General features: G+C 73.8%; 19 protein-coding genes. 8 read left to right on the top strand and 11 right to left on the bottom strand.

The window, feature by feature from the left end:
- Nucleotides 1-402: 402 nt before the first annotated feature.
- Nucleotides 403-1,002, bottom strand: coding sequence for a TetR/AcrR family transcriptional regulator (locus O4J56_RS21840; RefSeq protein WP_270688232.1), 600 nt, complete (start codon nucleotides 1,000-1,002; stop codon nucleotides 403-405).
- 117 nt (nucleotides 1,003-1,119) lie between these two features.
- Here O4J56_RS21840 and O4J56_RS21835 point away from each other — a divergent pair, with 117 nt between their 5' ends.
- Nucleotides 1,120-1,866, top strand: a complete 747-nt coding sequence (locus O4J56_RS21835) for an SDR family NAD(P)-dependent oxidoreductase (RefSeq protein ID WP_270688230.1) — start codon at nucleotides 1,120-1,122, stop codon at nucleotides 1,864-1,866.
- Nucleotides 1,867-1,969: 103 nt separating this feature from the next.
- Here O4J56_RS21835 and O4J56_RS21830 read toward each other — a convergent pair whose 3' ends face one another.
- The 3 genes from O4J56_RS21830 to ppdK form a co-directional block, all read right to left on the bottom strand.
- Nucleotides 1,970-3,223: a deoxyguanosinetriphosphate triphosphohydrolase gene (locus tag O4J56_RS21830; RefSeq protein ID WP_270688228.1), complete on the bottom strand. Its 1,254-nt coding sequence runs from the start codon at nucleotides 3,221-3,223 to the stop codon at nucleotides 1,970-1,972.
- 3 nt (nucleotides 3,224-3,226) lie between these two features.
- On the bottom strand, nucleotides 3,227-4,279 hold the full coding sequence (locus O4J56_RS21825) for a YdcF family protein (RefSeq protein ID WP_270688226.1): 1,053 nt from the start codon (nucleotides 4,277-4,279) through the stop codon (nucleotides 3,227-3,229).
- A gap of 405 nt (nucleotides 4,280-4,684) precedes the next feature.
- On the bottom strand, nucleotides 4,685-7,366 hold the full coding sequence (ppdK, locus tag O4J56_RS21820; protein WP_270688225.1) for a pyruvate, phosphate dikinase: 2,682 nt from the start codon (nucleotides 7,364-7,366) through the stop codon (nucleotides 4,685-4,687).
- Between the two features lie 413 nt (nucleotides 7,367-7,779).
- Here ppdK and trhA point away from each other — a divergent pair, with 413 nt between their 5' ends.
- The gene (gene trhA, locus O4J56_RS21815) at nucleotides 7,780-8,490 is read left to right on the top strand and encodes a PAQR family membrane homeostasis protein TrhA (protein WP_270688223.1); all 711 of its coding nucleotides are present in this window, start codon (nucleotides 7,780-7,782) and stop codon (nucleotides 8,488-8,490) included.
- A gap of 309 nt (nucleotides 8,491-8,799) precedes the next feature.
- Here the strand turns inward: trhA and O4J56_RS21810 are convergent, their stop codons facing one another.
- Together O4J56_RS21810 and O4J56_RS21805 are read right to left on the bottom strand one after the other, a co-directional pair.
- Nucleotides 8,800-10,191, bottom strand: coding sequence for a glycine--tRNA ligase (locus tag O4J56_RS21810; protein WP_270688221.1), 1,392 nt, complete (start codon nucleotides 10,189-10,191; stop codon nucleotides 8,800-8,802).
- 173 nt (nucleotides 10,192-10,364) lie between these two features.
- Entirely contained in the window at nucleotides 10,365-10,664 is a 300-nt protein-coding gene (locus O4J56_RS21805) for an antibiotic biosynthesis monooxygenase family protein (protein ID WP_270688219.1), read from the bottom strand.
- 95 nt (nucleotides 10,665-10,759) lie between these two features.
- Between O4J56_RS21805 and O4J56_RS21800 the strand changes: the two genes are divergently transcribed.
- Complete coding sequence (locus O4J56_RS21800; protein WP_270688218.1) at nucleotides 10,760-11,626, top strand: copper homeostasis protein CutC; 867 nt, start codon at nucleotides 10,760-10,762, stop codon at nucleotides 11,624-11,626.
- 82 nt (nucleotides 11,627-11,708) lie between these two features.
- Here O4J56_RS21800 and O4J56_RS21795 read toward each other — a convergent pair whose 3' ends face one another.
- Complete coding sequence (locus tag O4J56_RS21795; RefSeq protein WP_270688217.1) at nucleotides 11,709-15,392, bottom strand: CDP-glycerol:glycerophosphate glycerophosphotransferase; 3,684 nt, start codon at nucleotides 15,390-15,392, stop codon at nucleotides 11,709-11,711.
- A gap of 251 nt (nucleotides 15,393-15,643) precedes the next feature.
- Between O4J56_RS21795 and O4J56_RS21790 the strand changes: the two genes are divergently transcribed.
- The 4 genes from O4J56_RS21790 (at nucleotide 15,644) to O4J56_RS21775 (ending at nucleotide 18,394) form a co-directional block, all read left to right on the top strand.
- On the top strand, nucleotides 15,644-16,003 hold the full coding sequence (locus O4J56_RS21790; RefSeq protein WP_270688215.1) for a DUF6703 family protein: 360 nt from the start codon (nucleotides 15,644-15,646) through the stop codon (nucleotides 16,001-16,003).
- Nucleotides 16,004-16,264: 261 nt separating this feature from the next.
- Complete coding sequence (locus O4J56_RS21785; RefSeq protein WP_270688213.1) at nucleotides 16,265-17,107, top strand: metal ABC transporter ATP-binding protein; 843 nt, start codon at nucleotides 16,265-16,267, stop codon at nucleotides 17,105-17,107.
- On the top strand, nucleotides 17,100-18,014 hold the full coding sequence (locus tag O4J56_RS21780) for a metal ABC transporter permease (protein ID WP_270688210.1): 915 nt from the start codon (nucleotides 17,100-17,102) through the stop codon (nucleotides 18,012-18,014). The genes O4J56_RS21785 and O4J56_RS21780 overlap by 8 nt, the downstream gene beginning before the upstream one ends.
- Nucleotides 18,011-18,394, top strand: a complete 384-nt coding sequence (locus tag O4J56_RS21775; RefSeq protein ID WP_270688209.1) for a Fur family transcriptional regulator — start codon at nucleotides 18,011-18,013, stop codon at nucleotides 18,392-18,394. The genes O4J56_RS21780 and O4J56_RS21775 overlap by 4 nt, the downstream gene beginning before the upstream one ends.
- 223 nt (nucleotides 18,395-18,617) lie before the next feature.
- Here the strand turns inward: O4J56_RS21775 and O4J56_RS21770 are convergent, their stop codons facing one another.
- The 4 genes from O4J56_RS21770 to recO all read right to left on the bottom strand — a co-directional run bounded on the left by O4J56_RS21770 (nucleotide 18,618) and on the right by recO (nucleotide 21,975).
- Nucleotides 18,618-19,445 (bottom strand): SGNH/GDSL hydrolase family protein, encoded by an 828-nt coding sequence (locus O4J56_RS21770; protein WP_270688207.1) that lies wholly within the window; start codon nucleotides 19,443-19,445, stop codon nucleotides 18,618-18,620.
- A gap of 108 nt (nucleotides 19,446-19,553) precedes the next feature.
- Nucleotides 19,554-20,387, bottom strand: coding sequence for an SGNH/GDSL hydrolase family protein (locus O4J56_RS21765; RefSeq protein WP_270688205.1), 834 nt, complete (start codon nucleotides 20,385-20,387; stop codon nucleotides 19,554-19,556).
- Nucleotides 20,384-21,250 carry an isoprenyl transferase gene (locus tag O4J56_RS21760; RefSeq protein ID WP_270688203.1) on the bottom strand — a complete coding sequence of 289 codons (867 nt, stop codon included), beginning with the start codon at nucleotides 21,248-21,250 and terminating at the stop codon, nucleotides 20,384-20,386. The genes O4J56_RS21765 and O4J56_RS21760 overlap by 4 nt, the downstream gene beginning before the upstream one ends.
- Nucleotides 21,247-21,975, bottom strand: coding sequence for a DNA repair protein RecO (gene recO, locus O4J56_RS21755; RefSeq protein ID WP_270688201.1), 729 nt, complete (start codon nucleotides 21,973-21,975; stop codon nucleotides 21,247-21,249). Before recO ends, O4J56_RS21760 begins: the two co-directional genes overlap by 4 nt.
- Nucleotides 21,976-22,317: 342 nt before the next feature.
- On the opposite strand from recO, the gene O4J56_RS21750 reads away from it, so the two are divergent.
- Nucleotides 22,318-23,112, top strand: coding sequence for a CAP domain-containing protein (locus tag O4J56_RS21750; RefSeq protein WP_270688233.1), 795 nt, complete (start codon nucleotides 22,318-22,320; stop codon nucleotides 23,110-23,112).
- Nucleotides 23,113-23,208 lie beyond the last annotated feature (96 nt).

Here is a 23,208-nt window from a genome sequence, read left to right as displayed (position 1 = left end):
GGGGCGACACCGGGTAGTGCGTTTGTGAAGTTACACCACACCAAGGGACGTGACCCTTTGTCGTCGCCGCCGACCACGCCACACCCCGCTGACCAGGCGCCCGGCCGGCGCCGTGAGCGGGGTACCCGCCCAGCCGCCACCCACCCGGACCGAGAGAGGCGTGCCGCCCGGCAGGCAGGGCCCGGGAACCGCCCTGCTCGGGCCGTCGCCGCCCTCTCCGGTGACCACGCACACGCGCCGCGCCCGACAGCGCTGCGGTGCGGGCCGCCCACCTTTGTCGTCGCCGCCCTTGCGGCCTTGCGCCCCGGTGGCCCGCCACCCGGGCGGGGCCCTCAAGCGGGGTACCTGCCCCCCTTTCCCCTCCCCCGGCGCGGGGATCCGGGCGACCGCGCCCCTCCCTGATCAGTCGCCGGACCGGTCCGGCAGGAGTTGGGCCGCGAGCGATCGTGCCGTGGCTGCGAGCGTGGCCGCGTCCATCCCGGTCCGGCTCATGAACACGAGCCCCTGTTGCGCCGCCAGGAGGGCCCGCGCGAGTTCGGTCGGATCGGCTTCCGCCGACACGTCGCCTTCGCGTTGGGCCCGGGCAACGCAGTCACCGATCAGCGCGGTCGACGTCTCATAGGTGCGGTGGGCGTGGTCGAGCACCTCCGGGTCGGCGTTGCCGAGTTCGCTGGTGCTGTTGGCCATCAGGCAGCCGCGCCGCACACCCTCCCCCATTGCGTCATCGACCGGCGCTTCGAGGAGGGCGCGTAGTGCGTCCAGGGCCCGCGGAGCCTCGGTGAGGGCTTCCCGGAGACGGCCATGGCTCTCGTCGGTGTAGCTGCGCAGGGCCCGGAGGAAGAGCTGGCGCTTGTCGCCGAACGCCGCGTACAGGCTGCCTTTGCCCAGGCCGCTGACCCTCATCAGGTCCTCCAGCGAGGTCGCGGCGTAGCCGGCGTCCCAGAACTGGTCCCTGACGGCGTCCAGCACCTGCTTCTCGTCGAACGCTCGCGGACGTGCCATGCGCACCAGGATACGGGTTCTTGACCGTGCGGTCCACCATCCTTATGGTGGACCGCACGGTCAAGAATTCCATGGCACGTCGCACCGGGACGAGCACCGAGGGAAGTTGGGAAGCACATGGGAAAGCTGGACGGCAAGGTGGCGATCGTGACCGGCGGGTCGCGGGGGATCGGGGCGGCGTCGGCACTGGCGCTGGCCGACGAGGGGGCCGACGTCGCGATCAGCTACTCCTCCTCGGCCGATCGGGCCGAGGCCGTGGTCGCCGACCTGGAGGCGAAGGGGGTGCGTGCGGCGGCCTTCAAGGCCGATCAGGCGGACCCGGAGCAGGCGACAGGCCTGATCCGCAGCGTGGCCGAGCGGTTCGGAAGGCTGGACATCCTGGTCAACAACGCCGCCGTGGGGGGAGGTGGCATCATCGGCGGTGATCCCGTCGACCAGGCCTCCGTCGACCGGCAGCTCGCCGTCAACTACACCAGCGTGGTGGCCGCGATCCGGGCGGCGGTGCCGCTGCTGCCCGACGGTGGGCGGATCGTCAACGTCAGCACGGGTGCGGTCACTCGGGCGGGCTTCCAAGGGATGGCGGACTACACGGGCTCGAAGTCGGCCCTTGAGGGCTTCAGCCGGGGCGCGGCCCGCGATCTGGCGCACCGGGGCATCACGGTCAACATCCTCCAGCCCGGGTTCGTCGACACCGAAGGAAACCCCGCCGACGGTCCGGCCGCGTCCGTGTTCCTCCCGACCGCGGCGATGGGGCGGTACGGCAGGCCGGAGGAGATCGCCGCAGGTGTCGTCTTCCTCGCCAGCCCGCAGGCCTCCTACGTCACCGGCTCTGTGCTGAGGGTCGACGGCGGGTACGCCGCCTAGCCCGGCCGCGCGGTGGGGGCGGCCCCGAACGGCGGTGGCGGCTCCGCCCCCACCGCGGGGCAGCCCCCACCGCGGGGCCGCTCCCGCCTGAAGGGCCGCTCGGTCAGCCCTTCAGGCGCGCGTGCCAGGCCGCAGCCGAGGTATCGGTCAACGACGCCACCTGGTCCACCACCACGCGCAGGGCCGCCGCGTCGTCCTTCGCCTCCGTGAAGGCCGGGCGCAGGGGCGGGTCCAGCGTCTCCGGTGCGCCGTGCAGCACCTGCTCCACCAGCTCGGCGATCAGCTCCCGCTCCTGGGCCTGGTAGGCCAGCGCCTCCGAACGGTCCATCACATAGTGCGCCGCCACCGCCTTGAGCAGCGCGCACTCCAGCAGCGCCCGCCTGGGCACCGCCAGGTCGGCGGCGTACCGGGTCAGCGGCGCCGGGCCGTACCGGGCCCGGGTGGCGCCCTCGGCCGCCCGGCACAGCCGCCCGATCAGCTCGCTCGTCAGGTTCTTCAGCGCCGCCAGCGACTCCAGGCCGCCGTCGTAGCCGCGCGGCCAGAACGGCTCGGCCATCAGGCCGGCGAACGCCTCCTCCAGCTCCTCCACCGGGGCGTCCGTGTAGCGCCCCGACGCGGTCGCGCTCACCGCCGCGCGCTCGGCCGGGCTGTGCAGCGCGTCCAGCCGCACCAGCCCCGCGTACAGCCCGTCCTCCAGGTCGTGGACCGAGTAGGCCACGTCGTCGGCCCAGTCCATCACCTGCGCCTCGAAGCAGGTCCGCCCCTCCGGGGCACCGCTGCGGATCCAGTCGAACACCGGCGCGTCGTCGGGGTAGCAGTTGAACTTGCGCCCGTCTCCCCCGCCCCCGCCGCGCTGCCAGGGGTACTTCATGGTGGCGTCGAGCGTGGCCCGGGTCAGGTTGAGCCCTGCTCCGGCCCCGTCCTCCCCGACGACCTTGCCTTCCAGCCGGGTGAGGATGCGCAGGCTCTGCGCGTTGCCCTCGAACCCGCCGCAGGCGGCCGCCGCCGCGTCCAGGGCGCGCTCCCCGTTGTGCCCGAACGGCGGGTGCCCGAGGTCGTGCGAGAGGCAGGCGGCCTCGACCAGGTCGGCGTCGCACCCGAGGGCCGCCCCGAGTTCGCGCCCGATCTGGGCGCACTCCAGCGAGTGGGTGAGCCGGGTGCGCGGGAAGTCGCTGGCCCCGGGCCGCACCACCTGCGTCTTGGCCGCCAGCCGCCGCAGCGCGAAGCTGTGCAGGACGCGGGCCCGGTCGCGCTCGAAGGGCCCACGCGCCCTGCTCTTGGGCGGCTCGGGGGTGCGGCGCTCTCGGTCGCGGCCGGTGTAGCCGCCGGGCGCCCGCTCATCGTCGGGACGGGCCATGGGCTAGGCGGCGTCGGTTCCGGTGTCGATCTCGAGGTCGGCGTCGGCGCTGTCACCGAAGATCCAGTAGTACCAGAGCGACCCGGTCTCGCGGGTGATGTACCAGAGCTGGGTCTTGCGCTCGATGACGGCGGGCCCCGACCGCACGGGCGAGGTCTGGGCCTCCAGCCCCAGGTCCTCGGCCATGATGCGGGAGCGCAGGCTGTGCCAGGGGTCGGTGACGATGACGGTGCTGGTCCACCCGCTCGCCTCGGCGACCTCGCTGACCGCCTCCATGCTGCGCAGGGTGTTGCTGCCCTCTTCGACGGCGACGACCGACTCGGCGGGGACGCCCTGCTCGACCAGCCAGTCGCGGCCCGAGCCGCCCTCGGTGTAGTTGTCACCGGGCTGGTTGCCGCCGACGGTGACGATGGTGGGGGCCACCCCCTCCTCGTAGAGGTGGGCGGCGTGCTCCAGCCGGGCCTCGAAGATCGGCGAGGGGCGCCCGTTGTACTGGCTGGCGCCGAGGACCAGGATCGTGTCGGAGGGCGGCCGCTCGTCCTGGCGGGCGGTCCACCAGACCCACGCCCAGGTGCCCGGTGGGACGGCGATGGCCGCGACCACGAGCAGGGCGATGATGCGCCCGAGGCGGATGCGGGGCCGGCGCCTGCGCGGCGGGCGCCCTCCGCCTCTCCCCCGGTCGAAGGGGTCGGGGGGATCACCGGGGCCGTCCGGCCCGTCCGGGCCCCACGGCTCCGGCTCGGGACGGGAGGGCACCTCCCGTCCGGGCGGGGCCGCGGTGCCGATCCCGCCCGCCCCGTCGGCGTACCCGGCGGACCCGTCACCCCTGCGGGCGCCGTCCGGGCCGGCCGTACCGCCCAGGCCGTCCAGGTCACCGATGATCTCAGGGGTGGGCCCCTGGGCGGGGCCGGGGCGGGTGAAGACCCGCGTGGCCTCGGGGTCGACGGTCCGGGTCCGCTCGAACACCTGGGTCGCCTCGGGCTCTCGGGGGCCGCCGTCGGGCCGCTCCTCGCGCGGCTCGTCCGCACGTCCCTCGCCGGCTGTCCGCACCTTCACCCCCGGGACCGATCGTGTGGTTCGCCCGACCATAACCGACAACCGCGCCGGCGCGGGCCCTGGTGTCCGGCGCCCACAGGGTAGTGGACGGGGAGCGCACCACGAAGGTCGAGGTTATATTACGGGAAGGTCTCATGTCGTGACATGCCCCTCCCCGCCCCTCCACCGTGGCCGGCGCCACGGCGGAGGCAGGAACCGCGACGGCCCCGGCCCGAACCCCAGGACACCGGCCCTCGGGACACCGGCCCCGGGTCCCGAGCCGCGGGGGCGAGCGGGGACCGGGATGTCCCGGCCCCCACCCACTGCTCACCTGATGCTCACCCGCCGCTCACCTCCGTGCGTCCAGGACGGGCCCGCCACCGGCCTCGGCCTCCCCCGGCCCGCCCCGGCCCGGACGCACGCGGTTCACCCCTCCTTGACGGCCGCGCGCCCCGCCTCCAGGCGGGCGACCGGCACCCGGAACGGCGAGCAGGACACGTAGTCCAGCCCCACCCGGTCGAAGAAGTGCACCGACGCCGGGTCGCCCCCGTGCTCGCCGCACACCCCCAGCTTCAGGTCCGGGCGGGCGGCCCGCCCCTCCTCGGCGGCCGCGCGCACCAGGCGCCCCACCCCGTCGACGTCGATCGTCTCGAACGGCGACGCCCCGAACACGCCCTTCTCCAGGTACTGGGAGAAGAACGAGGCCTCCACGTCGTCGCGGGAGAAGCCCCAGACGGTCTGGGTGAGGTCGTTGGTGCCGAAGGAGAAGAACTCGGCGCTCTCGGCGATCTGCCCGGCGGTCAGCGCCGCCCGCGGCAGCTCGATCATGGTGCCGACCGGGAACTCCAGCTCCACGCCGTACTCCTCGGCGACCTCCCGCACCGCGCGCACCGCCTCCTCGCGGATGATCTCCAGCTCCTGCACGGTGCCCACCAGCGGGATCATCACCTCGGGCCGGGGGTCGCCGCCCGCCCGCAGCCGCTCGGCGGCCGCCTGGGCGATGGCGCGCACCTGCATGGTGAACAGCCCCGGCACGACCAGCCCCAGCCGCACGCCGCGCAGCCCCATCATCGGGTTCTGCTCGTGCAGCCGCTGGACGGCCCGCAGCAGGACCCGGTCGTTCTCGGGGTTCTCGCCGCGCTCCTCGGCCAGGGCCACCCGCACCGACAGCTCGGTGAGGTCGGGGAGGAACTCGTGCAGCGGCGGGTCGAGCAGCCGGATGGTGACCGGCAGCCCGTCCATGGCCTCCAGGATCCCGGTGAAGTCGGTGCGCTGCAGCGGCAGCAGCCCCTCCAGCGCCTCGTCCCGCTCGGCCCCGTCCCCGGCGAGGATGAGCCGCTCGACCAGGGGCCGCCGCTCACCGAGGAACATGTGCTCGGTGCGGCACAGCCCGATGCCCTGGGCGCCCATCCGCCGCGCGCGGGCGGCGTCCTCGGGGGTGTCGGCGTTGGCCCGCACGCCCAGGCGCCGGTCGGCGTCGGCCCGCCCCATCACCCGGTGCACGGCCCGCACCAGGTCGTCGGCCTCCTCGCCGTCCGGGTCGAGGGTGCCGTCGAAGTACCGCACGACCGGGGAGTCGACCACCGGCACCTCGCCGAGGAGCACCTCGCCGGTGCCGCCGTCGATGGAGATGAGGTCGCCCTCCTCCACCACCCGGCCGTCGGGGGCGGTCATCCGCCGGTTCTTGACGTCGATGTCGAGCTCCTCGGCGCCGCACACGCAGGTGGTGCCCATGCCGCGGGCGACGACGGCGGCGTGCGAGGTCTTGCCGCCGCGGCTGGTGAGGATGCCCTCGGAGGCGAGCATGCCCTCAAGGTCGTCCGGATTGGTCTCGCGGCGGCAGAGCACGACCCGCTCCCCGGCGCGGGCGCGCTTGACGGCGGCGGCCGAGTCGAAGACGGCGCGGCCCACGGCGGCGCCCGGGGAGGCGTTCATGCCGCGGCCGAGGACGTCGCGCGGGGCGGTCTCGTCGAAGCGGGGGAACATGAGCTGGGCGAGCTGGTCGCCGTCGACCCGGGTGATCGCCTCGTCGGCGGTGATCATGCCCTGCTCGACCAGCTGGTCGGCGATGCGGAACGCGGCGGCCGCGGTGCGCTTGCCGACGCGGGTCTGCAGCATCCACAGCTTGCCGCGCTCGATGGTGAACTCGATGTCGCACAGGTCGCGGTAGTGCTCCTCGAGCGTGCGCATGATGCCCATGAGCTCGTCGTGGCTCGCCTTGTCGATGCGCTCCAGGTCGGCCAGCGGCACGGTGTTGCGGATGCCGGCGACCACGTCCTCGCCCTGGGCGTTCTGCAGGTAGTCGCCGTAGACGCCCTGGCGGCCGGTGGCCGGGTCGCGGGTGAAGGCGACGCCGGTCCCCGAGTCCATGCCGAGGTTGCCGAAGACCATCGCGCACACGTTGACCGCGGTGCCCAGGTCGGCGGGGATGCGCTCGCGGCGCCGGTAGAGCACGGCGCGGGGGGCGTTCCAGGAGTCGAAGACGGCCCGGACGGCGAGGTCCATCTGCTCGCGCGGGTCGGTGGGGAACGGGCGGCCGGAGGCCTGGAGCACGATGTCCTTGAAGACGTCCACGAGGGCGCGGAAGTCCTCGGCGCCCAGGTCGAGGTCGCCGTCGGCGCCGGTGGCGCGCTTGCGCTCCTCGATGGCGTCCTCGAACAGGTCGCCGTCGATGCCCAGCACGGTCTTGCCGAACATCTGGATCAGCCGACGGTAGGAGTCCCAGGCGAAGCGCTCGTCGCCCGACTGGGCGGCGAGCCCGGCTACGGACTCGTCGTTGAGCCCGATGTTGAGGACGGTCTCCATCATGCCGGGCATGGAGAACCTGGCCCCCGACCGGACACTGACGAGGAGCGGGTCGTCGGGCTGCCCGAGCCGCTTGCCCATGGCCGCCTCCAGGGCGGTGAGCTTCTCGCTGACCTGCTCGGCCATGCCCTCGGGCATGCCGCCGCTCTCCAGGTAGGCGCGGCAGGCCTCGGTGGTGATGGTGAACCCGGGCGGGACCGGCAGACCAAGGTTGGTCATCTCGGCGAGGTTCGCGCCCTTGCCGCCCAGCAGGTCCTTCAGGTCCTTGTTGCCTTCGCTGAACTCGTAGACGTACGTGAGCACGTGGATCTCCTCCGACGGGACCGCTCGATCTCGTCGCGCCCGTGGACCAATCCGGCCGCCTGAGCCCTTCATTCCCCGCTCTCCCCTTACATCTTCACTGGTCATCAGGATTTAAATGGTCTAGACCAATGGTTCAGGAAGGGTAGACGTTCCCCTTGGTCGGAAGAAAGATACGGGGTCGCGGGACTCAGGCGATCGGCGTGGTCAGGGACGCTTGAGAGCACGGTAGCAGGCGAAGGCCGCCGCGCCGGGGCCCAGACCCCCGAAAAAGACCACGTCCCCCTGTGCCGCACCCCACATTCCTACCTGTAGGTAACCTACGGAACCGTAGGTAGAGTCGGTCCGGGGCCGCCCCCCGCGGCGCCGCCGCGCCGCCTTCTGGGCCCCTCCCCACCCGAGGAAGAAGGCACGCCGTGACCGCACGTTCCGCACCCCCCGAGACCGGGGGGCCGCAGCCGCCGCGCACGGGGCCGGCCGAGCTGCTGCGGTCGGTCAAACCCCGGCTCCGCGGCTGGCTCCACCTGGGCACCGCCCCGCCCGCGCTGGCCGCGGGCATCGTGCTCACCGCCCTGGCGCCCACCACCGCCGCGCGCGTGTGCGCCGCGGTCTACGCGCTGGCCTCGGTGCTGCTGTTCGGCACCTCGGCCGTCTACCACGTGGGCCGCTGGTCCTCCCGAGCGGTGGCGGTGCTGCGCCGCATGGACCACGCCAACATCTACCTGATCATCGCCGGGACCTATACGCCGTTCGTGGTGCTGGTGCTCGACGACCCGCTGCGCACCGCGATGACCGTGCTGATCTGGGGCGGCGCCGTGGCCGGGGTGCTGTTCAAGATGTTCTGGCTGAACGCGCCGCGCTGGCTGTCCACCGCGCTCTACCTGGCCATCGGCTGGGTGGCGGTGCTCTTCATCCCGCAGCTCGTCCAGGGCATGCACCCGGCCGCCTGGATCCTGGTGCTGGCCGGGGGCCTACTCTACAGCGCCGGTGCCGTCGTCTACGGCGCCAAGCGGCCCGACCCCGCCCCGCGCTGGTTCGGGTTCCACGAGGTGTTCCACTCGCTGACCATCGCCGCCTACGTCTGCCACTACATCGCGGTGTCGATGGTCGTCTACGCCCAGGCGTGAGCCCGCCTCCCCGCCGTGCCCCCGCCCGCCTCGGGCGCTTCTGAGCCTCATGGGCCCCGTGGCCCCCGCGGGCACCGGGGAGGCGGTCCGCCGCCCCACCTGTGGGACGTGTTCTCGCCGCCCCCGGTCACGCGCGGAATCACGATTCGCTTACACGGGCGGGCACCGAGGCGGAAACCTCTTACCCGACGGCGCATATCGGGCTAGCGTGAGAACAGGTTCTCCCGGACGTGTGCGCCGGGGAACCCGCAGCGGAGGCGGCCGGAGACCATATCCCCCCGGGTCCGGCCGCCTCTCTCCTGCCGCGGGTCAGCAGCCCGCGGGCAGCCGCTCGAACAGGTAGGTCTCCACCCGGTCCAGCGAGACGCGCTCCTGGGCCATGGTGTCCCGCTCGCGGACCGTCACGGCGTCGTCCTCGAGGGTGTCGAAGTCGACGGTGACGCAGAACGGGGTGCCGATCTCGTCCTGGCGGCGGTAGCGGCGGCCGATCGCGCCCGCGTCGTCGAACTCGGTGTTCCACCGCTTGCGCAGGCGGGCGGCCAGGTCGCGGGCCTTGGGCGACAGGTCGGAGTTGCGCGACAGCGGCAGCACCGCGGCCTTGACCGGCGACAGGCGCGGGTCCAGCGCCATCACCGAGCGCTTCTCCATCTTGCCCTTGGCGTTGGGCGCCTCGTCCTCGCGGTAGGCGTCGAGCATGAACATCAGCATCGTGCGGTCGACACCGGCCGCCGGCTCGATGACGTAGGGGACGTAGCGCTCGTTGCTCTCCTGGTCGAAGAAGGACAGGTCGGCGCCGGACTTCTCCGAGTGGGTGCTCAGGTCGTAGTCGGTCCGGTTGGCCACGCCCTCCAGCTCGCCCCACTCGCCGCCCTGGAAGCCGAACCGGTACTCGATGTCGACCGTGCGCTTGGAGTAGTGCGAGAGCTTCTCCTGCGGGTGCTCGTACAGCCGCAGGTTGTCCTTGCCCACGCCCAGGTCCAGGTACCACTGCATGCGCTGGTCGATCCAGTACTGGTGCCAGTCCTCGTCCTCGCCCGGCTTGACGAAGAACTCCATCTCCATCTGCTCGAACTCGCGGGTGCGGAAGATGAAGTTGCCCGGGGTGATCTCGTTGCGGAAGGACTTGCCGATCTGGCCGATGCCGAACGGGATCTTCTTGCGGGCGCTCTGCTGCACGTTGAGGTAGTTGATGAAGATGCCCTGCGCGGTCTCGGGGCGCAGGAAGGCCAGGCCGGTCTCGTCCTGGACCGGGCCCAGGTAGGTGCGCAGCAGGCCGTTGAACATCTTCGGCTCGGTGAAGGAGCTCTTGGCGCCGCAGTTGGGGCAGGCGATGTCGGCCAGGCCGTTCTCCGGCTCGCGGCCGTGCTTGTCCTCGTAGGCCTCGATGAGGTGGTCGGCGCGGAAGCGCTTGTGGCAGGACTGGCACTCGGTCAGCGGGTCCACGAAGGCCTGCACGTGGCCGGAGGCCTCCCACACCTCGCGGGCGAGGATGACGCTGGAGTCCAGGCCGACGATGTCGTCGCGCTCCTGGACCATCGACCTCCACCACTGCCGCTTGATGTTCTGCTTCAGCTCGACACCCAGCGGGCCGTAGTCCCAAGAGGCGCGCAGCCCGCCGTAGATCTCACTGGAGGGGTACACCAGACCCCTGCGCTTGGCGAGGTTGACGAGCTTGTCCATTGCCTCAGACTTGGCGGCCATGTTCTCTCTGACTCTCCATCCGGCTGGCGGTCGGCGGATCGCGCGTCGGCGATTCGGTGGTGTGCGGTCGGGGCCGGCCCTCCGGGCGGGTCCCGGGGCCGGCGGACGGGGGCGCCGTCCCCGGCGCCCGCTCCCCACGACGATACGCGGGAGCGGCGGCCCCTGCGACCGTTTTACGCGCCCCCGGGCGTGGGGACGTTCACGATCTCATAGGCGGTCGGCTCGTCCCTGGCCTGCGAGAGCAGCGGCACCGCGGCCATGCGCGCCTCGAAGTCGGACAGGGCGCGGCGGTAGTACCCGGCGCCCTCCCATTCGGTGACCACGGTCCACAGTTCCGGGTCGTCGGCGGCGCGGCCCACGCGCGAGCCGACGAAGCCGGGGCGGGCGCCGAGGACGCGCAGCGCTTCGGCGGCACGCGCGCGGAAGTCCTCGACCTGCTCGGCGGGGACGGTGTAACGGGTGATGACGATCACCGCTCCATCATCCCACCGACGCGGCGGCGCCCGGTCCGGCCGCAGGGGTGGTGTACTGGTCTAGACCGCACCCGCGACAGGAGGAGGCGCCCGCCGTGACCGACCCCGCCGTTCCGCGCACCGACACTGACACCGGCACCGTCCCGGACCCCGGTCCCGATCCCTCCGGCCCCGGCGGCCCGGTGGGCCCCGGCCCCGCCGCCGGCACCCTGGCCTTCGAGATCGTGGTGGAGGGCGCCGCCGGGGCGCGCACCGCCCAGCGCGCCGGGGCCGACCGCGTCGAGCTGGTCTCCGCCCTGGTCGACGGGGGGCTGACCCCCAGCATCGGCACCGTCGAGGCGGTCCTGGAGGCCGCCCCGGGCATCGCGGTCTTCCCCATCGTCCGGCCCCGCGGGGGCGACTTCGTCTACGACTCCGGGGAGCTGGACGCCATGGAGCGCGACGTGCGGGCGTTCGCCCGCGCCGGGGCGCACGGCGTGGTGCTCGGGGCCCTGACCCCCGACGGGGAGGTCGACCGGGAGGCGATGAAGCGGCTGCTGTCGTCCGCCGAGGGGCTGGGCACCACCTTCCACCGGGCCTTCGACGTGTGCGCCGACCCGGTGGGCACACTGGAGGCGCTGGTCGGAATGGGGGTGGACCGGGTGCTGACCTCGGGGCAGCAGGCGAGCGCGCCGGAGGGCGCCGAGCTGATCGCCGAGCTCGTGCGCCGCGCGGCCGGGCGGATCGCGGTGATGCCGGGCGGCGGGGTGCGCGACGGCAACGCCGCCGAGCTGGTCGCCCGCACCGGGGCGCGGGAGCTGCACTTCTCGGCGATGGACACGGTCCCCTCCCCTGTGCGCCACCGCAACCCGCGGGTGCGGATGGGCGGCGGCACGGTGCCGCCGGAAGACGTGCGCACGGTGAACTCGGCCGAGAAGATCGTCCGGGTGATGCGCGCGGCGCGCTCGGCGGTGGCGCCCTGACGCGGACGCGGGCAGGGCGCCGCGGGCCCAGTGCCCGCGGCGCCCTCCCCTGCGGCGCCGGTACGCCCTTCGGCGGCGCCGGTCAGTCCTTGCCGAAGACCCGGTCGACGACGCGGGCCGCCGCCCCGCCGTCGTCCAGCGGGCAGAACTGCTCGGTGAAGGACCGGTACTTGTCCGCCGCGGCGTCGGCCACCGCGTCGATGTCCCGCAGCGCCGCGATGACCTCGTCGGACTCGGTCAGCAGCGGGCCGGGGGCGGTCTCCTCGAAGTCGAAGTAGAACCCGCGCAGGTTGTCCCGGTAGCTCTCGATGTCGTAGGTGAAGAAGAGCATCGGGCGCCCGGTGTTGGCGAAGTCGAACATCATCGACGAGTAGTCGGTGACGAGGACGTCGGTGATCAGGAAGAGCTCCATGATCTCCGGGTAGAGCGAAACGTCGTAGACGAAGTCCTCGCCCACGATCGGCACGCTGTCCACCACCCGCGGGTGGCGCCGCACCAGCAGCACGTGGTCGTCGCCGAGCTTCTCGTACATCCGGCGCAGGTCCAGGTGCAGGTCGAGCTTGTGCTTGCCGCGCGTGTAGTACTTGTCGTCGCGCCAGGTGGGGGCGTAGAGCACCACCTTCTTGCCCTCGGGCAGCCCCAGCGTGCGGCGGGTCCGGGCGGCGATCTCCTCCCGGTCCGGGGCGAAGAAGATGTCGTTGCGCGGGTAGCCGGTCTCCAGGATCTCCCCGTCGAACCGGAAGGCGCGCCGCAGGATGGGCGTCGCCCACGGGCTGGGCGAGACCAGGTAGTCCCACTGCTGCGTCTCCCACGCCAGCTTGTCGTGGTAGTCGCGGGACTTGCCGCGGATGTTCTCGATGTCGAAACCGATGCGCTTGAGCATCGACCCGTGCCAGGTCTGCACCACCACCTGGTCGGGGCGGCGGGCGAACCAGGCCGGCTGGCGGGAGTTGGTGACGATGTAGCGGGAGCGGGCCAGCGCCTCGTAGAAGTCGCGGCCGTTGTGCCGCACCGGCTCCAGGTCCTCGGGCAGGTTCACCTGCCCGTCCTTGACCAGCCACGACATGGGGTGGTCGGCCCACCGGCCGCCGCGGCGGCGCAGCTCGGCGTAGATGCTCTGCGGGCTGTCGGAGAACTGGCGGCCGGTGTAGCTGTCGAAGAGCACGCTCTCGCGCACCGGCTCGCGGCGCAGCGCCGGGTAGACCTCCTCGCGCAGCCTGCGCTGGGCGAAGGAGCCGCGCTCGTCGGGGCGCAGGTCGCTGTCCACCCGCAGCACCGGGGTGTCGAACCCGGAGTCGGCGAAGGTGTACTCGCGCTCGCCGGTGTCCATCCGCAGCGGCAGCTCGCGCACCAGGTCCGGGTCGATCTCGGCGCCGACGTCGCGGGTGGTGCCGTCGTCCAGCGCCACGCGCGCCCACAGCTGGAAGGTGCCGGCGGGCAGCGGGAGCGTGCCCGAGAGGGTCGCGATGGCGGAGGGGTCCAGGCGCGCGGTGAAGGCGGCGCCGTCGCGTTCCAGGGCCACCCGGTGCTCCTCGTCGCGGCCGCGCGCCTTGAACACCAGCTCGGTGTCGGAGGTGGCGCCGTAGTGCCCGGTGAGCACCAGGTCGCGGTCCTCCCAGCGGGCGCCGCGCACGACGGGGTGCGCCCACCCGGCGCGCAGCCGCAGGTGGCCGGTGCCGGTGCGCTGCACGGCGACCTCGTGGCGGCCGTCGCCCACCGGGTGGGTGGGGGTCCCGGCCTCGTCCGGCAGCACCAGCGGCAGGCAGGTTCCGTCGGGGGCGGCCAGGGCGGCCGTCCACCGCTCCTGGCGCAGCAGGCCCGGGCCCTCGTCGACGGCCCCGGCCAGCAGGTCGGCCACGGGCACCCGGACGGTGAAGCCGCCGTCGGCGGCCTCCAGCGGGTACTCCAGGCGGGCGGTGCCGGGGCGGCGGGTCAGCCGCAGGGCGGTGCAGGAGGCGGCGGGCGGGGAGACGTACTCGCCGCGCAGCGCCAGCACCGGGCCGCCCGGGGCGTCCTCCAGCCCCTGCCCGGTGACGCGGGCGCGCACCGGGGCCACCGTCAGGGACAGCTGGCGGTCGCGGTCCCACTCCGGGCGCAGCCACACGTCGCCGGTGATGCGGCGGTAGGGCGGGCGCTCGGCGGGCCCCGACACCGGATTGGCGACGATGCGGCGGCGCACCAGGCCGCGGTTGACCACCACCAGCTCCAGCTTCCAGGAGGTGGCGCGCCACTTGCCGGCCAGCCGCAGCCGGGCCGGGTCCACGGTGATCTCGAAGCCGCCGTAGTCGTGGCGGGCGGCGTCGGGCACGTCGGGCAGCCGGTACTCGGCGGCGCGCAGCACCTTGACCGGCACGGGGATGCGGCGGCCGGTGTCGGCGTTGACGGCGAAGGCCACGAGCTGCTGCTGCCAGCGGCGCCCGGCGCGCAGGTTGAGCACGCCCACGCGGCCGCCGACGACGAGCCTGCCGCCGCGCCACTCCACCCGCTCGGTCTTCTGCCGGACCTTCAGTTCCGACTGCAGCCGGTAGACCTCGCGCGGCACTCCGGCGGCGGGGTCCTCGAAGAAGGGGTAGCGCACGAAGTAGTGCAGGCCGCGGCGGACCACCGGGGCCTTCTTCAGCTCCACGCTCTTCTGGAAGGTGACGGCCTCCAGCAGGCGGTCCAGGTCGCGGCGGCGCACCAGGTGGAGGTTGAGGCGGTGCAGCGGGGCCAGCCCGTCGACCACCGCCGGGGAGGTCGCCGACAGGTGGTCGGCGGCCAGGTCGAGGAAGCGGGCGCGGCCCTCGTCGTCGGCGTCGTCGAGCTTGAGCAGGACCGAGCGCACGTCGTTGCGGAGCGCGTGCCCGTCCCACAGGTCGCGGTCGGAGGCCGACAGCGAGGTGGACAGCGCGGCGACGGCGCGCAGGCGCCGGTCGAGCACGGCGGTCTCGCTCAGCGGCGGCCCCTCGGCCCGGTCGCGGCGCAGCAGCACCGGGGCGGGGAGCACGTCGACGGCGGCGGCGGCGAAGAGCGCGCGCACCACGGCCAGGTCCTCGTCGGCGTCGTCCAGGCCCAGGTCGGGCAGGGACTCCCAGAAGTCGCGGCGCCAGAGCTTGTTGCCGAACAGGCGGTCCCGCAGCAGCGAGGAGGTGGCGTGCACGTCGACGCCGGTGCGGTGCTTGCCGAAGACCTTGCGGTGCCGCGAGGAGGGCCGGGCGCCCAGGTCGTTGAAGCGGTACACGTTGCCGGTGGCGACCTGGGAGCCGGAGGAGTCCAGGGAGTCGGCCAGGTAGGCCAGGGCGTAGCCGGGCAGGGTGTCGCCGCCGTCGAGGAACATCAGCAGGTCGCCGGAGGAGGCGGCGGCCCCGGCGGCGCGGGCCGCCGCACGCCCGGCGGCGGGCTCGCGGAGCAGCACGGCCGCGGCGCCCTCGGGCGGTGCGGCGGCGAACTCCTCGGCGGTGGCCGTCCCCTCCTCGCGTACGGGGCCGACCGCCTCGCCGTCCTCGCCCTCGCCGGACGCGGAGGACTCCTCGCCCTCCTCCTGCTCGTCGTCGGCCTCGGCCGCGGCGGACTCGTCGTCGGCGCCCTCGCCCTCGGGGGGCTCCTCGGCCCGATCGTGCTCGCGGGCGTCCTGCCCGCGGTCGGCGGTCCCGTCCCCCGGTGCCAGGGGGACCAGGACGATCTCCAGGTCGCGGCCGCCTGCGCTGTGCCCTGAAAGGGAGTCCAGAGTGGGGCGCAGATGCGGCTCGGTGACGTCGAAGGCGACGATGACGCTGAGCTTCGGCACGGAAAAACAGTCTCCCGGTTGGTCTTCTGCGGAGCGGGCGCGACGGGGACGCGGGGGTGGCGCCGACGGAAGGCGCGGTCCGCGCGGTCGGCGCTCACCGGGCCGGCGTTCGCCGGACTACTCTAAGGCGGGACGCGTGAACGTCCGGTAAGGATCATGCGTCGCCGCTGTTCCCCTCCTGACGATGCATCCTAGCGAGGGCCGCAGAGTAGGCTTCGCACGCAGGGACGGCGAATGTGCGGAGGATGCGCGTGGCGGGCGAGCGCGACGACGGGTTCCGGCGGGCGGGGCGCCCGCTGCCGAAGGGCGAGTCCTTCTTCACTCCCGGCGCGGGACAGCTGCGCCGGAGCATCGAGCAGGCCAGTGCGGTTCCGCTGGTGTGGCTGCACCAGGCGCCGCGGTGGATCCTCCCGGTGGCGATGGCGGGCGTGTTCATCGCGGGGCTGCTGCTGTCGGGGCCGCTGGGCGGGGTGCTGCTGGTGGCGCTTGCGGCGTTCATCGGCTGGCTGGCCTTCCTCGCCTGGCCGAGCCTGCGGTCGGGCGAGCGGCTGATGCGCGTCGTGGTGGTCGCGGGCCTGGCGGCGATGGGGGTCATCCAAGCGGTGGCCTAGAGCCCGCGCGGACAGGCGGGTGCGCTCCGCGTTGATCTCGGGAGAAACGACGCTACCAGGCCCGTTTTAGGGGCGCTTTTCCCGAGATCAACGACGCAGGGGCGGCGTGCGGCGATGATCTCGACAGAGGTGCTGTCATTCCGGCGGTTCTGACAGCACCTTCGTCGAGATCATCGCCGGGTGGGCTTCCCCTTCCGGCGGGAGTGGTGTACAGTACCGCACTATTTTGACAATCATTTTCGTTTTCGGCACCATGGGGCGGTGACCGCAGAATCCGTCGCGGAGCGCGCCGGGGCCGGAAGCGGCCCGGGGTCCGCGCCTCCCGCGTTCCTCGTCCGGGACGCCGTCGTCGCCTACGACCGCGTTCCCGTCCTGCACGGCGTCGATCTGACCGTCCCCCGGGGCCAGGTGCTCGCCATCCTCGGCCCCAACGGCTCGGGCAAGTCCACCCTGATGAAGGCGATGCTGGGAATCGTCCCGCTGGCCTCGGGGAGCGTGGAGGTGCACGGCACCCCGCTGCGCCGGTTCCGCGACTGGGGACGCATCGGCTACGTGCCCCAGCGGCTCACCGCCGGGGGCGGCGTGCCCGCCACCGTGCGCGAGGTGGTCGCCTCGGGCCAGATCGCCCGGCGCCGCCGGCTGCGGTGGTCCACGCCCTCGGACCGGGCCGCCGTGGACGAGGCGCTGGACACCCTCGGCCTGGGCGGCATGGCCCGCTCCTCGGTGCACGAGCTCTCCGGCGGCCAGCAGCAGCGCGTGCTCATCGCCCGCGCCCTGGCCGCCCGCCCGGACACCTTCGTCATGGACGAGCCCATGGCCGGTGTCGACGCCGAGAACCAGCGCGCCCTCGCCTCGGCCATCACCGCCCTGCGCGAGCGCGGCTCCACCATCGTGCTGGTCCTGCACGAGAGCGGCCCGCTGGAGCCGCTGCTGGAGCGCGGTGTGGCGCTCTCCGGCGGCCGGGTGGTGCACGACGGCCCGGTGCCGAGCCCCTCGGGCGAGTGCGCCCGGCCCGGCCACGACCACGTCCACCCGCACGCCGGCGCCGAGGCCGCCGCCGCGCCGTCCGCCCTGCCCGAGTTCGAGGTGCCCCGCCGTGACTGAGATGCTCCAGTACGACTTCATGCAGCGCGCGCTCATCGCCGCCGCGCTGGTGGGGCTGGTGGCACCGGTCATCGGGGTGTTCCTGGTGCAGCGGCGCCTGGCGCTGCTGGGCGACGGCATCGGCCACGTCGCGCTGACCGGTGTGGCCCTGGGATACCTGACGCAGACCTCGCCGCTGCTGGTGGCGCTGGCCGTGTCGGTGGTGGGGGCCGCCGCCATCGAGCTGATCCGGGTGCGCGCCCGCACCGGCGGCGACGTCGCCCTGGCCCTGCTCTTCTACGGCGGCATCGCCGGGGGCGTGCTGCTGATCGGGCTGGCGCCCGGCGCCAACAGCGCGACCCTGACCGGGTTCCTGTTCGGGTCGGTCAGCAGCGTCGGCGAGGAGGACGTCGCGGTGGTGGTCGCCCTGGCCGCCGTGGTGCTCGCGGTCATCGGCTACTTCTGGCGGGAGCTGTTCGTGCTCTGCCAGGACGAGGAGAGCGCCCGCGCCTCGGGGCTGCCGGTGCGGCTGCTCAGCCTGGTGATCGCGGTCACCGCCGCGCTGACCGTGGTGGTCTCCATGCGGGTGGTGGGCGTGCTCATGGTCAGCGCGCTCATGGTGGTCCCCGTGGCCGCCGCCCAGCAGCTGGCGCGCAGCTTCCGGGTGACCGCCCTGCTGGCGATGGCGATCGGCCTGCTGTGCTCGCTGGGCGGGCTGACCGGCGCGTACTACGTCGACGTGGCGCCGGGCGCGGCGATCGTGCTGCTGGCGCTGGCCGTCTTCGCCGCGGCCGTGGTGGCGGGGTACGCCCTGCGCGCCGCGACCGGGCGCGCGCGGGTGCGCGACGACGGGCCGTCCCCTGGACCGGACGACGCGGGTACGGTCGGTACGATGCCCCAGACCGAACGGGGGAGCGTATCCAGGTGAGTACACGACGCGAGGCCGTCAAGCAGGCCTTGAACGAGGCCAGCGGGTTCCGCAGTGCGCAGGACCTCTATGCCGACCTGCGCGCCGAGGGGTCGAAGATCGGCCTGACCACCGTCTACCGGGCCCTGCAGGCGCTCAGCGACTCCGGCGAGGTGGACGTCCTGCGCACCGACGAGGGCGAGGCCGTCTACCGCGCCTGCGCGAGCGACGCCCACCACCACCATCTGGTGTGCCGCGGGTGCGGCAAGGCCGTGGAGGTGGAGGGGCCCACGGTGGAGAAGTGGGCCGAGGCGGTGGGCGCCAAACACGGGTTCACCGAGGTGACGCACACCGTCGAGGTCTTCGGCACCTGCGCCGACTGCTCGGCCCGGGTGAACTGACACGGCGGTCCGCCGGCCCGACGGCGCGCGGACCGCGGTGCCGTGCCAGGGGCGCTGTGCCAGGGACGCTGTGACAGGGACGTTGTGACGGAGAGGGGCGTGCTCCCGATGGGGGCACGCCCCTCGGCGTTCGTCCGGCGGCCGCGCCGGGGGCGGCCGCCGGGTGCGGTGGCCGGGTGCGGTGGCCGGATACGGCCGCCGCGGGCCGCCTCCGGGCGCCCGGCTAGGAGGCGGGGCGGGCGCCGCGTCCGCCGCAGCGGAGGGGCTCCAGGTCGGGGCGCTTGGGGGACAGCCCGTCGCCGGACGAGCGGCCGGTCAGGCGCCGCCCGATCCACGGCACCAGGAACTCCCGCGCCCAGTGCAGGTCCTCCTGGCGGGCCGAGCGCCAGTCCTTCGGGGGCTCGGGCGGCCAGGGCGCGTCCCAGCCCGGCTCGACCTCCAGCCCGATCAGTTCGGCCGAGCGCAGCGCCAGGCGCCGGTGGCCCTCCGGCGACAGGTGCAGGCGGTCCCAGCTCCATGCGCGCGGGTCCTGCAGCATCCGCATCGCCCACAGGTCCACGACGGTGCAGCCGTACCGGTCGGCGACGGCCCGCACGTGCATGTTGTAGGTGGCCACCTTGCCGCGCAGGTGCCGCATGACCGGCTGGAAGCCGGTGTCCATGCCGGTGAACACCACCACGTGGGCCCCGGTGGCGCACAGCCGCCGCACCGCGCCCTCGAAGACCTCGGCGACCTGGTCGGGGTCGCTGCCGGGGCGGATGATGTCGTTTCCGCCCGCGCACAGGGTGACCAGGTCGGGCCGCAGCTCGACGGCGCGCGGGAGCTGGTCGCGCACGATCTGGCGGATGAGCTTGCCGCGTACCGCCAGGTTGGCGTAGCGCACCTCGGGCACCGACGCGGCCAGGTGCTCCGCCAGCCGGTCGGCCCAGCCGCGGAAGCGGCCCTCGGGGATGCGGTCGCTGTCCGGATAGGGATCGTCCAGGCCCTCGGTGAAGCTGTCACCGAGAGCCACGTAGGAGATGATGTCCTGCTCCGTGTCCAAGCCGCTCATGGGTCGATGATGCCCCTCGGACCCCTGGTTACGCGACAGTAGGTTACGGGCCTGATCACGTTTGTAACGGCCGTCACGGTCCCGAGGGGACCGGACGGCCACTGTGCGTCACCGGTCGGCGGGGGCCTGCGGGCGCAGCGGGAGCGCGTCGGGCCGCTTGGGCCGGACGCCGTCCCCCGAGGAGCGGCCGGTCAGGCGCCGCCCGATCCACGGCACCAGGAACTCCCGCGCCCAGCGCAGGTTCTCCCGGGCCGCCTCGGCGCGCCCGTCCGCGGGCGGCGCCGGGGGCCAGGGCTCGTCCCCCGAGCCCCGGCCCTGGAGGCCGACGGCCTCGCACACCTTCAGCGCCAGGCGCCGGTGCCCCTCGGGCGACATGTGCAGCCGGTCGTCGTCCCAGGCGCGCGGGTCGGTCAGCGCCGCCATGGACCATTGGTCGACGACGCGGCAGCCGTGCCGGTCGGCGATCGAGCGGATGTTCAGGTAGAAGCGCGCGAAGTGGCCGATGCGGGCCCGCATGTACCCGCCGGAGATGTTCACGCCGGTGAAGAGCACCACCTCGGCGCCCCGGGCGCGCAGCCGGCGGACCGCGTGCTCCAGGATGCGGGCGATGGCGTCGGGGTCGGCGCCGGGGCGGAGCAGGTCGTTGCCGCCCGCGCACAGGGTGACCAGGTCCGGCTCCAGCTCCAGCGCGCGGGGCAGCTGGTCGGTCATGATCTGCCGGATGAGCTTGCCGCGCACCGCCAGGTTGGCATAGCGCACCTCCGGGACCTCCGCGGCCAGGTGCTCGGCGAACCGGTCGGCCCAGCCGCGGAAGGCGCCGTCGGGCCCGGGGTCGCCGACGCCCTCGGTGAAGCTGTCGCCCACCGCCACATAGGTGAGCGGCGAGCGCGTGAGCAGGCCGGCCGCCGCTGAGGCCTTCCCGGGCTCCTCGGCCGCGCTCATTCGGCCGCCTCCCCCTGGTCCGCGCGCGCCCGGTCGGCCGCGCCGGAGGGCTCGGGCAGCGGGTTGGGCTCGGCGCCGCCGTAGCGGCGGTCCCGCGAGGCGTAGACCTCGCAGGCGTGCCACAGGTGGCGCCGGTCGAAGTCGGGCCAGAGCGTGTCCAGGAAGACGAACTCGGCGTAGGCCGACTGCCAGAGCAGGAAGTTGGAGAACCGCTGCTCGCCCGATGAGCGCAGGAACATGTCGACGTCGGGCACGTCCGGCTCGTCCAGGCGGGCGGAGAAGTCGGACTCGGAGATCTTGGCCGGGTCGATGCGCCCCTCGGCGGCGGCGCGGGCCAGTTCGGCCGCCGCGTCCACGATCTCGGCGCGCCCGCCGTAGTTCACGCAGAACTGCAGGGTGAGCGCGGTGTTGTCCTTGGTCATCTCCTCGGCGTCCTCCAGCTCGGAGATGACGCTCTTCCACAGGCGTCCGCGCCGCCCGGCCCAGCGCACCCGCACGCCCATGGCGTGCAGCTCGTCGCGGCGGCGGCGGATGACGTCGCGGTTGAAGCCCATGAGGAAGCGCACCTCCTCGGGCGAGCGCTTCCAGTTCTCGGTGGAGAAGGCGTACGCCGACAGGTAGGGGATCCCCATCTCCAGGGCGCCCTCGATGACGTCGAACAGGGAGCCCTCGCCCGCCTTGTGCCCTTCCGTGCGGGGCAGCCCGCGCTCCTTGGCCCAGCGGCCGTTGCCGTCCATGACGATGGCGACGTGCTTGGGGACCACGGCCTTGGGCAGTACCGGCGGACGCGCCCCGCTGGGGTGCGGCGACGGGGGCGCGTAGCCCCGGCCGGACTTGGACGCGGACGGGTTGAACAGGCTCACGAACGCTCCACTAGGCGCAGGGATCGGATTCCGTTTTCGAGGTGCCACTGCAGGTAGGCGGCGACCAGGCCGCTGCACTCGCTCCGGTGCCGCTCCTGGCTGGCGTCGGCGGCCGCCCAGTCCCCGCCGAGCAGCGCGCCCATCAGCGCGACGGTCTCCGGCGCGGGGTGGACCGACCCGTGCGGGCGGCACACCCCGCACACCGCTCCCCCGGCGTGCACGGCGAACCCGCGCGGGTCGGCGCCGCCGCAGCGGGCGCACTCGCCCAGCGCGGGCGCGTACCCCGCCACGGCCAGCGACCGCAGCAGATAGGCATCGAGCACCAGCCGCGGCTCGTGCCCTCCCTCGCCCAGCGTACGCAGCGCGCCGATGAGCAGGAGGAACTGGCGCAGTGCCGGGTCCTTCTCGACCGCCACCACCTTCTCGGCCGTCTCCAGCATGGCGGTGGCGGCGGTGTAGCGGGCGTAGTCGGCGACGATGCGCTCACCGTAGGGGCGCACCGTCTCGGCCTGGGTGATCACGTCGAGGGTGCGGCCGGTGTACAGCTGCACGTCGACGTGGCTGAAGGGCTCCAGCCGGGCCCCGAAGCGCGACTTGGTGCGGCGCACCCCCTTGCCGACCGCCCGCACCAGTCCGGTGCGCCGGGTCAGCAGGGTCACGATGCGGTCGGCCTCCCCCAGCTTCTGGGTGCGGAGGACGACCCCCTCGTCGCGGTAAAGGCTCACCTGACCATTGTCGCGGATACACGGCGCCGTGCCGACCGGGCGGGGCGCCCCCGTCTGGGCCCCGTCCGGCGGGCGGCTCCGGGCGCCGCGGTTCCCGCCCCGCCCCGGGGGCGTTCCGGTGGCGCCCCGCACCACCCCGGCGAACTGCGAAAACCCCCGCGATATCGGCAAATCGGCCATATTGCTCTACGATCACGCACACCCCGCTTCCCACCCGAGCAACGGGAGGACCCGATGGGACGAGGACGCCGAAGGCACGGCCCACGCGATCGGCGCGAGGCCCGAGGCCGCCGCGCGCGGTCCGCCGAGGCCGGCCGCGGACCGCGCACCGGACGGCGCGTGATGCTGGCGACCGTGCTGGCACTGCCGGTCGGCCTGGGCACCGCGGCGGCGCTCGTGCTGGCCACCGCGGGCGGCCCGGAACTCACATCACAGGCCGCGATGCCCAAGGACGGCTCCGAGGCCGGGACCGGGGCCGACAACGGCCTCCCCCCGGCCGCCGACGACTTCTTCGACGGCTCCGAAGGCGCCTCGGGCGCCCAGGGCGGCTCCGGCGGCGGCAGCGGCGCCGAAGGCTCCGAGGGCTCCGAGGGCTCCGGGAGCGGTGACGGGGGCACGGGATCGGCCTCCTCCGGCAAGGACAGCGTGAGCGCCTCCGAGGAGCCCGCCGAGGACGGCTCGGGGGACCGCGAGGACGGCGCGTCGGACTCCTCTTCCGGGGACTCCGGCGGGTCCGGCGGATCCGGCGGCGCCGGCGCCCAGGGCGGCGGATCGGCGCTCACCCGCGAGGTGGTGTCGCTGGCCAACGATGAGCGCGCGGACGCCGGGTGCGGACCGCTCCGGATCGACTCCAAGCTCACCAACGCCTCGCAGAAGCACAGCAAGGACATGGCCGAGCGCGACTACATGTCGCACGACACGCCGGAGGGCGTCGGCCCCGCCGATCGCGCCGCCGAGGCCGGGTACACCGCCTGGGGCGGGGAGAACGTGGCGGCGGGCTACACGTCGGCCGAAGCGGTCATGGACGGCTGGATGAACAGCGAGGGCCACCGCAAGAACATCCTCAACTGCGACTTCGTGGCCATCGGCGTCGGCGAGACCGACGGGTACTGGGCACAGAACTTCGGCTACTCCTGATGTGCGCACCGGGTCGGCCCCACACCTGACCCGCCCCCTGCGCCGAGGGCGCCCCGGGACATGGTCCCGGGGCGCCCTTCGTGCGTGCCGTTGTTC

The sequence above is a fragment of the Nocardiopsis endophytica genome (assembly GCF_027706725.1).
Taxonomy (GTDB): domain Bacteria; phylum Actinomycetota; class Actinomycetes; order Streptosporangiales; family Streptosporangiaceae; genus Nocardiopsis_A; species Nocardiopsis_A endophytica.
The sequence above is the reverse complement of the archived record's forward strand: the minus strand, read 5'-3'. Positions and strand labels throughout refer to the sequence as shown.

Excerpts from the sequence above, each read along its gene's own strand:
- O4J56_RS21840 (WP_270688232.1), bottom strand. The coding sequence starts at position 1,002 with ATGGCACGTCCGCGAGCGTTCGACGAGAAGCAGGTGCTGGACGCCGTC.
- O4J56_RS21835 (WP_270688230.1), top strand. The coding sequence starts at position 1,120 with ATGGGAAAGCTGGACGGCAAGGTGGCGATCGTGACCGGCGGGTCGCGG.
- O4J56_RS21830 (WP_270688228.1), bottom strand. The coding sequence starts at position 3,223 with ATGGCCCGTCCCGACGATGAGCGGGCGCCCGGCGGCTACACCGGCCGC.
- O4J56_RS21810 (WP_270688221.1), bottom strand. The coding sequence starts at position 10,191 with ATGGCCGCCAAGTCTGAGGCAATGGACAAGCTCGTCAACCTCGCCAAG.
- O4J56_RS21770 (WP_270688207.1), bottom strand. The coding sequence starts at position 19,445 with ATGAGCGGCTTGGACACGGAGCAGGACATCATCTCCTACGTGGCTCTC.
- O4J56_RS21765 (WP_270688205.1), bottom strand. The coding sequence starts at position 20,387 with ATGAGCGCGGCCGAGGAGCCCGGGAAGGCCTCAGCGGCGGCCGGCCTG.
- O4J56_RS21750 (WP_270688233.1), top strand. The coding sequence starts at position 22,318 with ATGCTGGCGACCGTGCTGGCACTGCCGGTCGGCCTGGGCACCGCGGCG.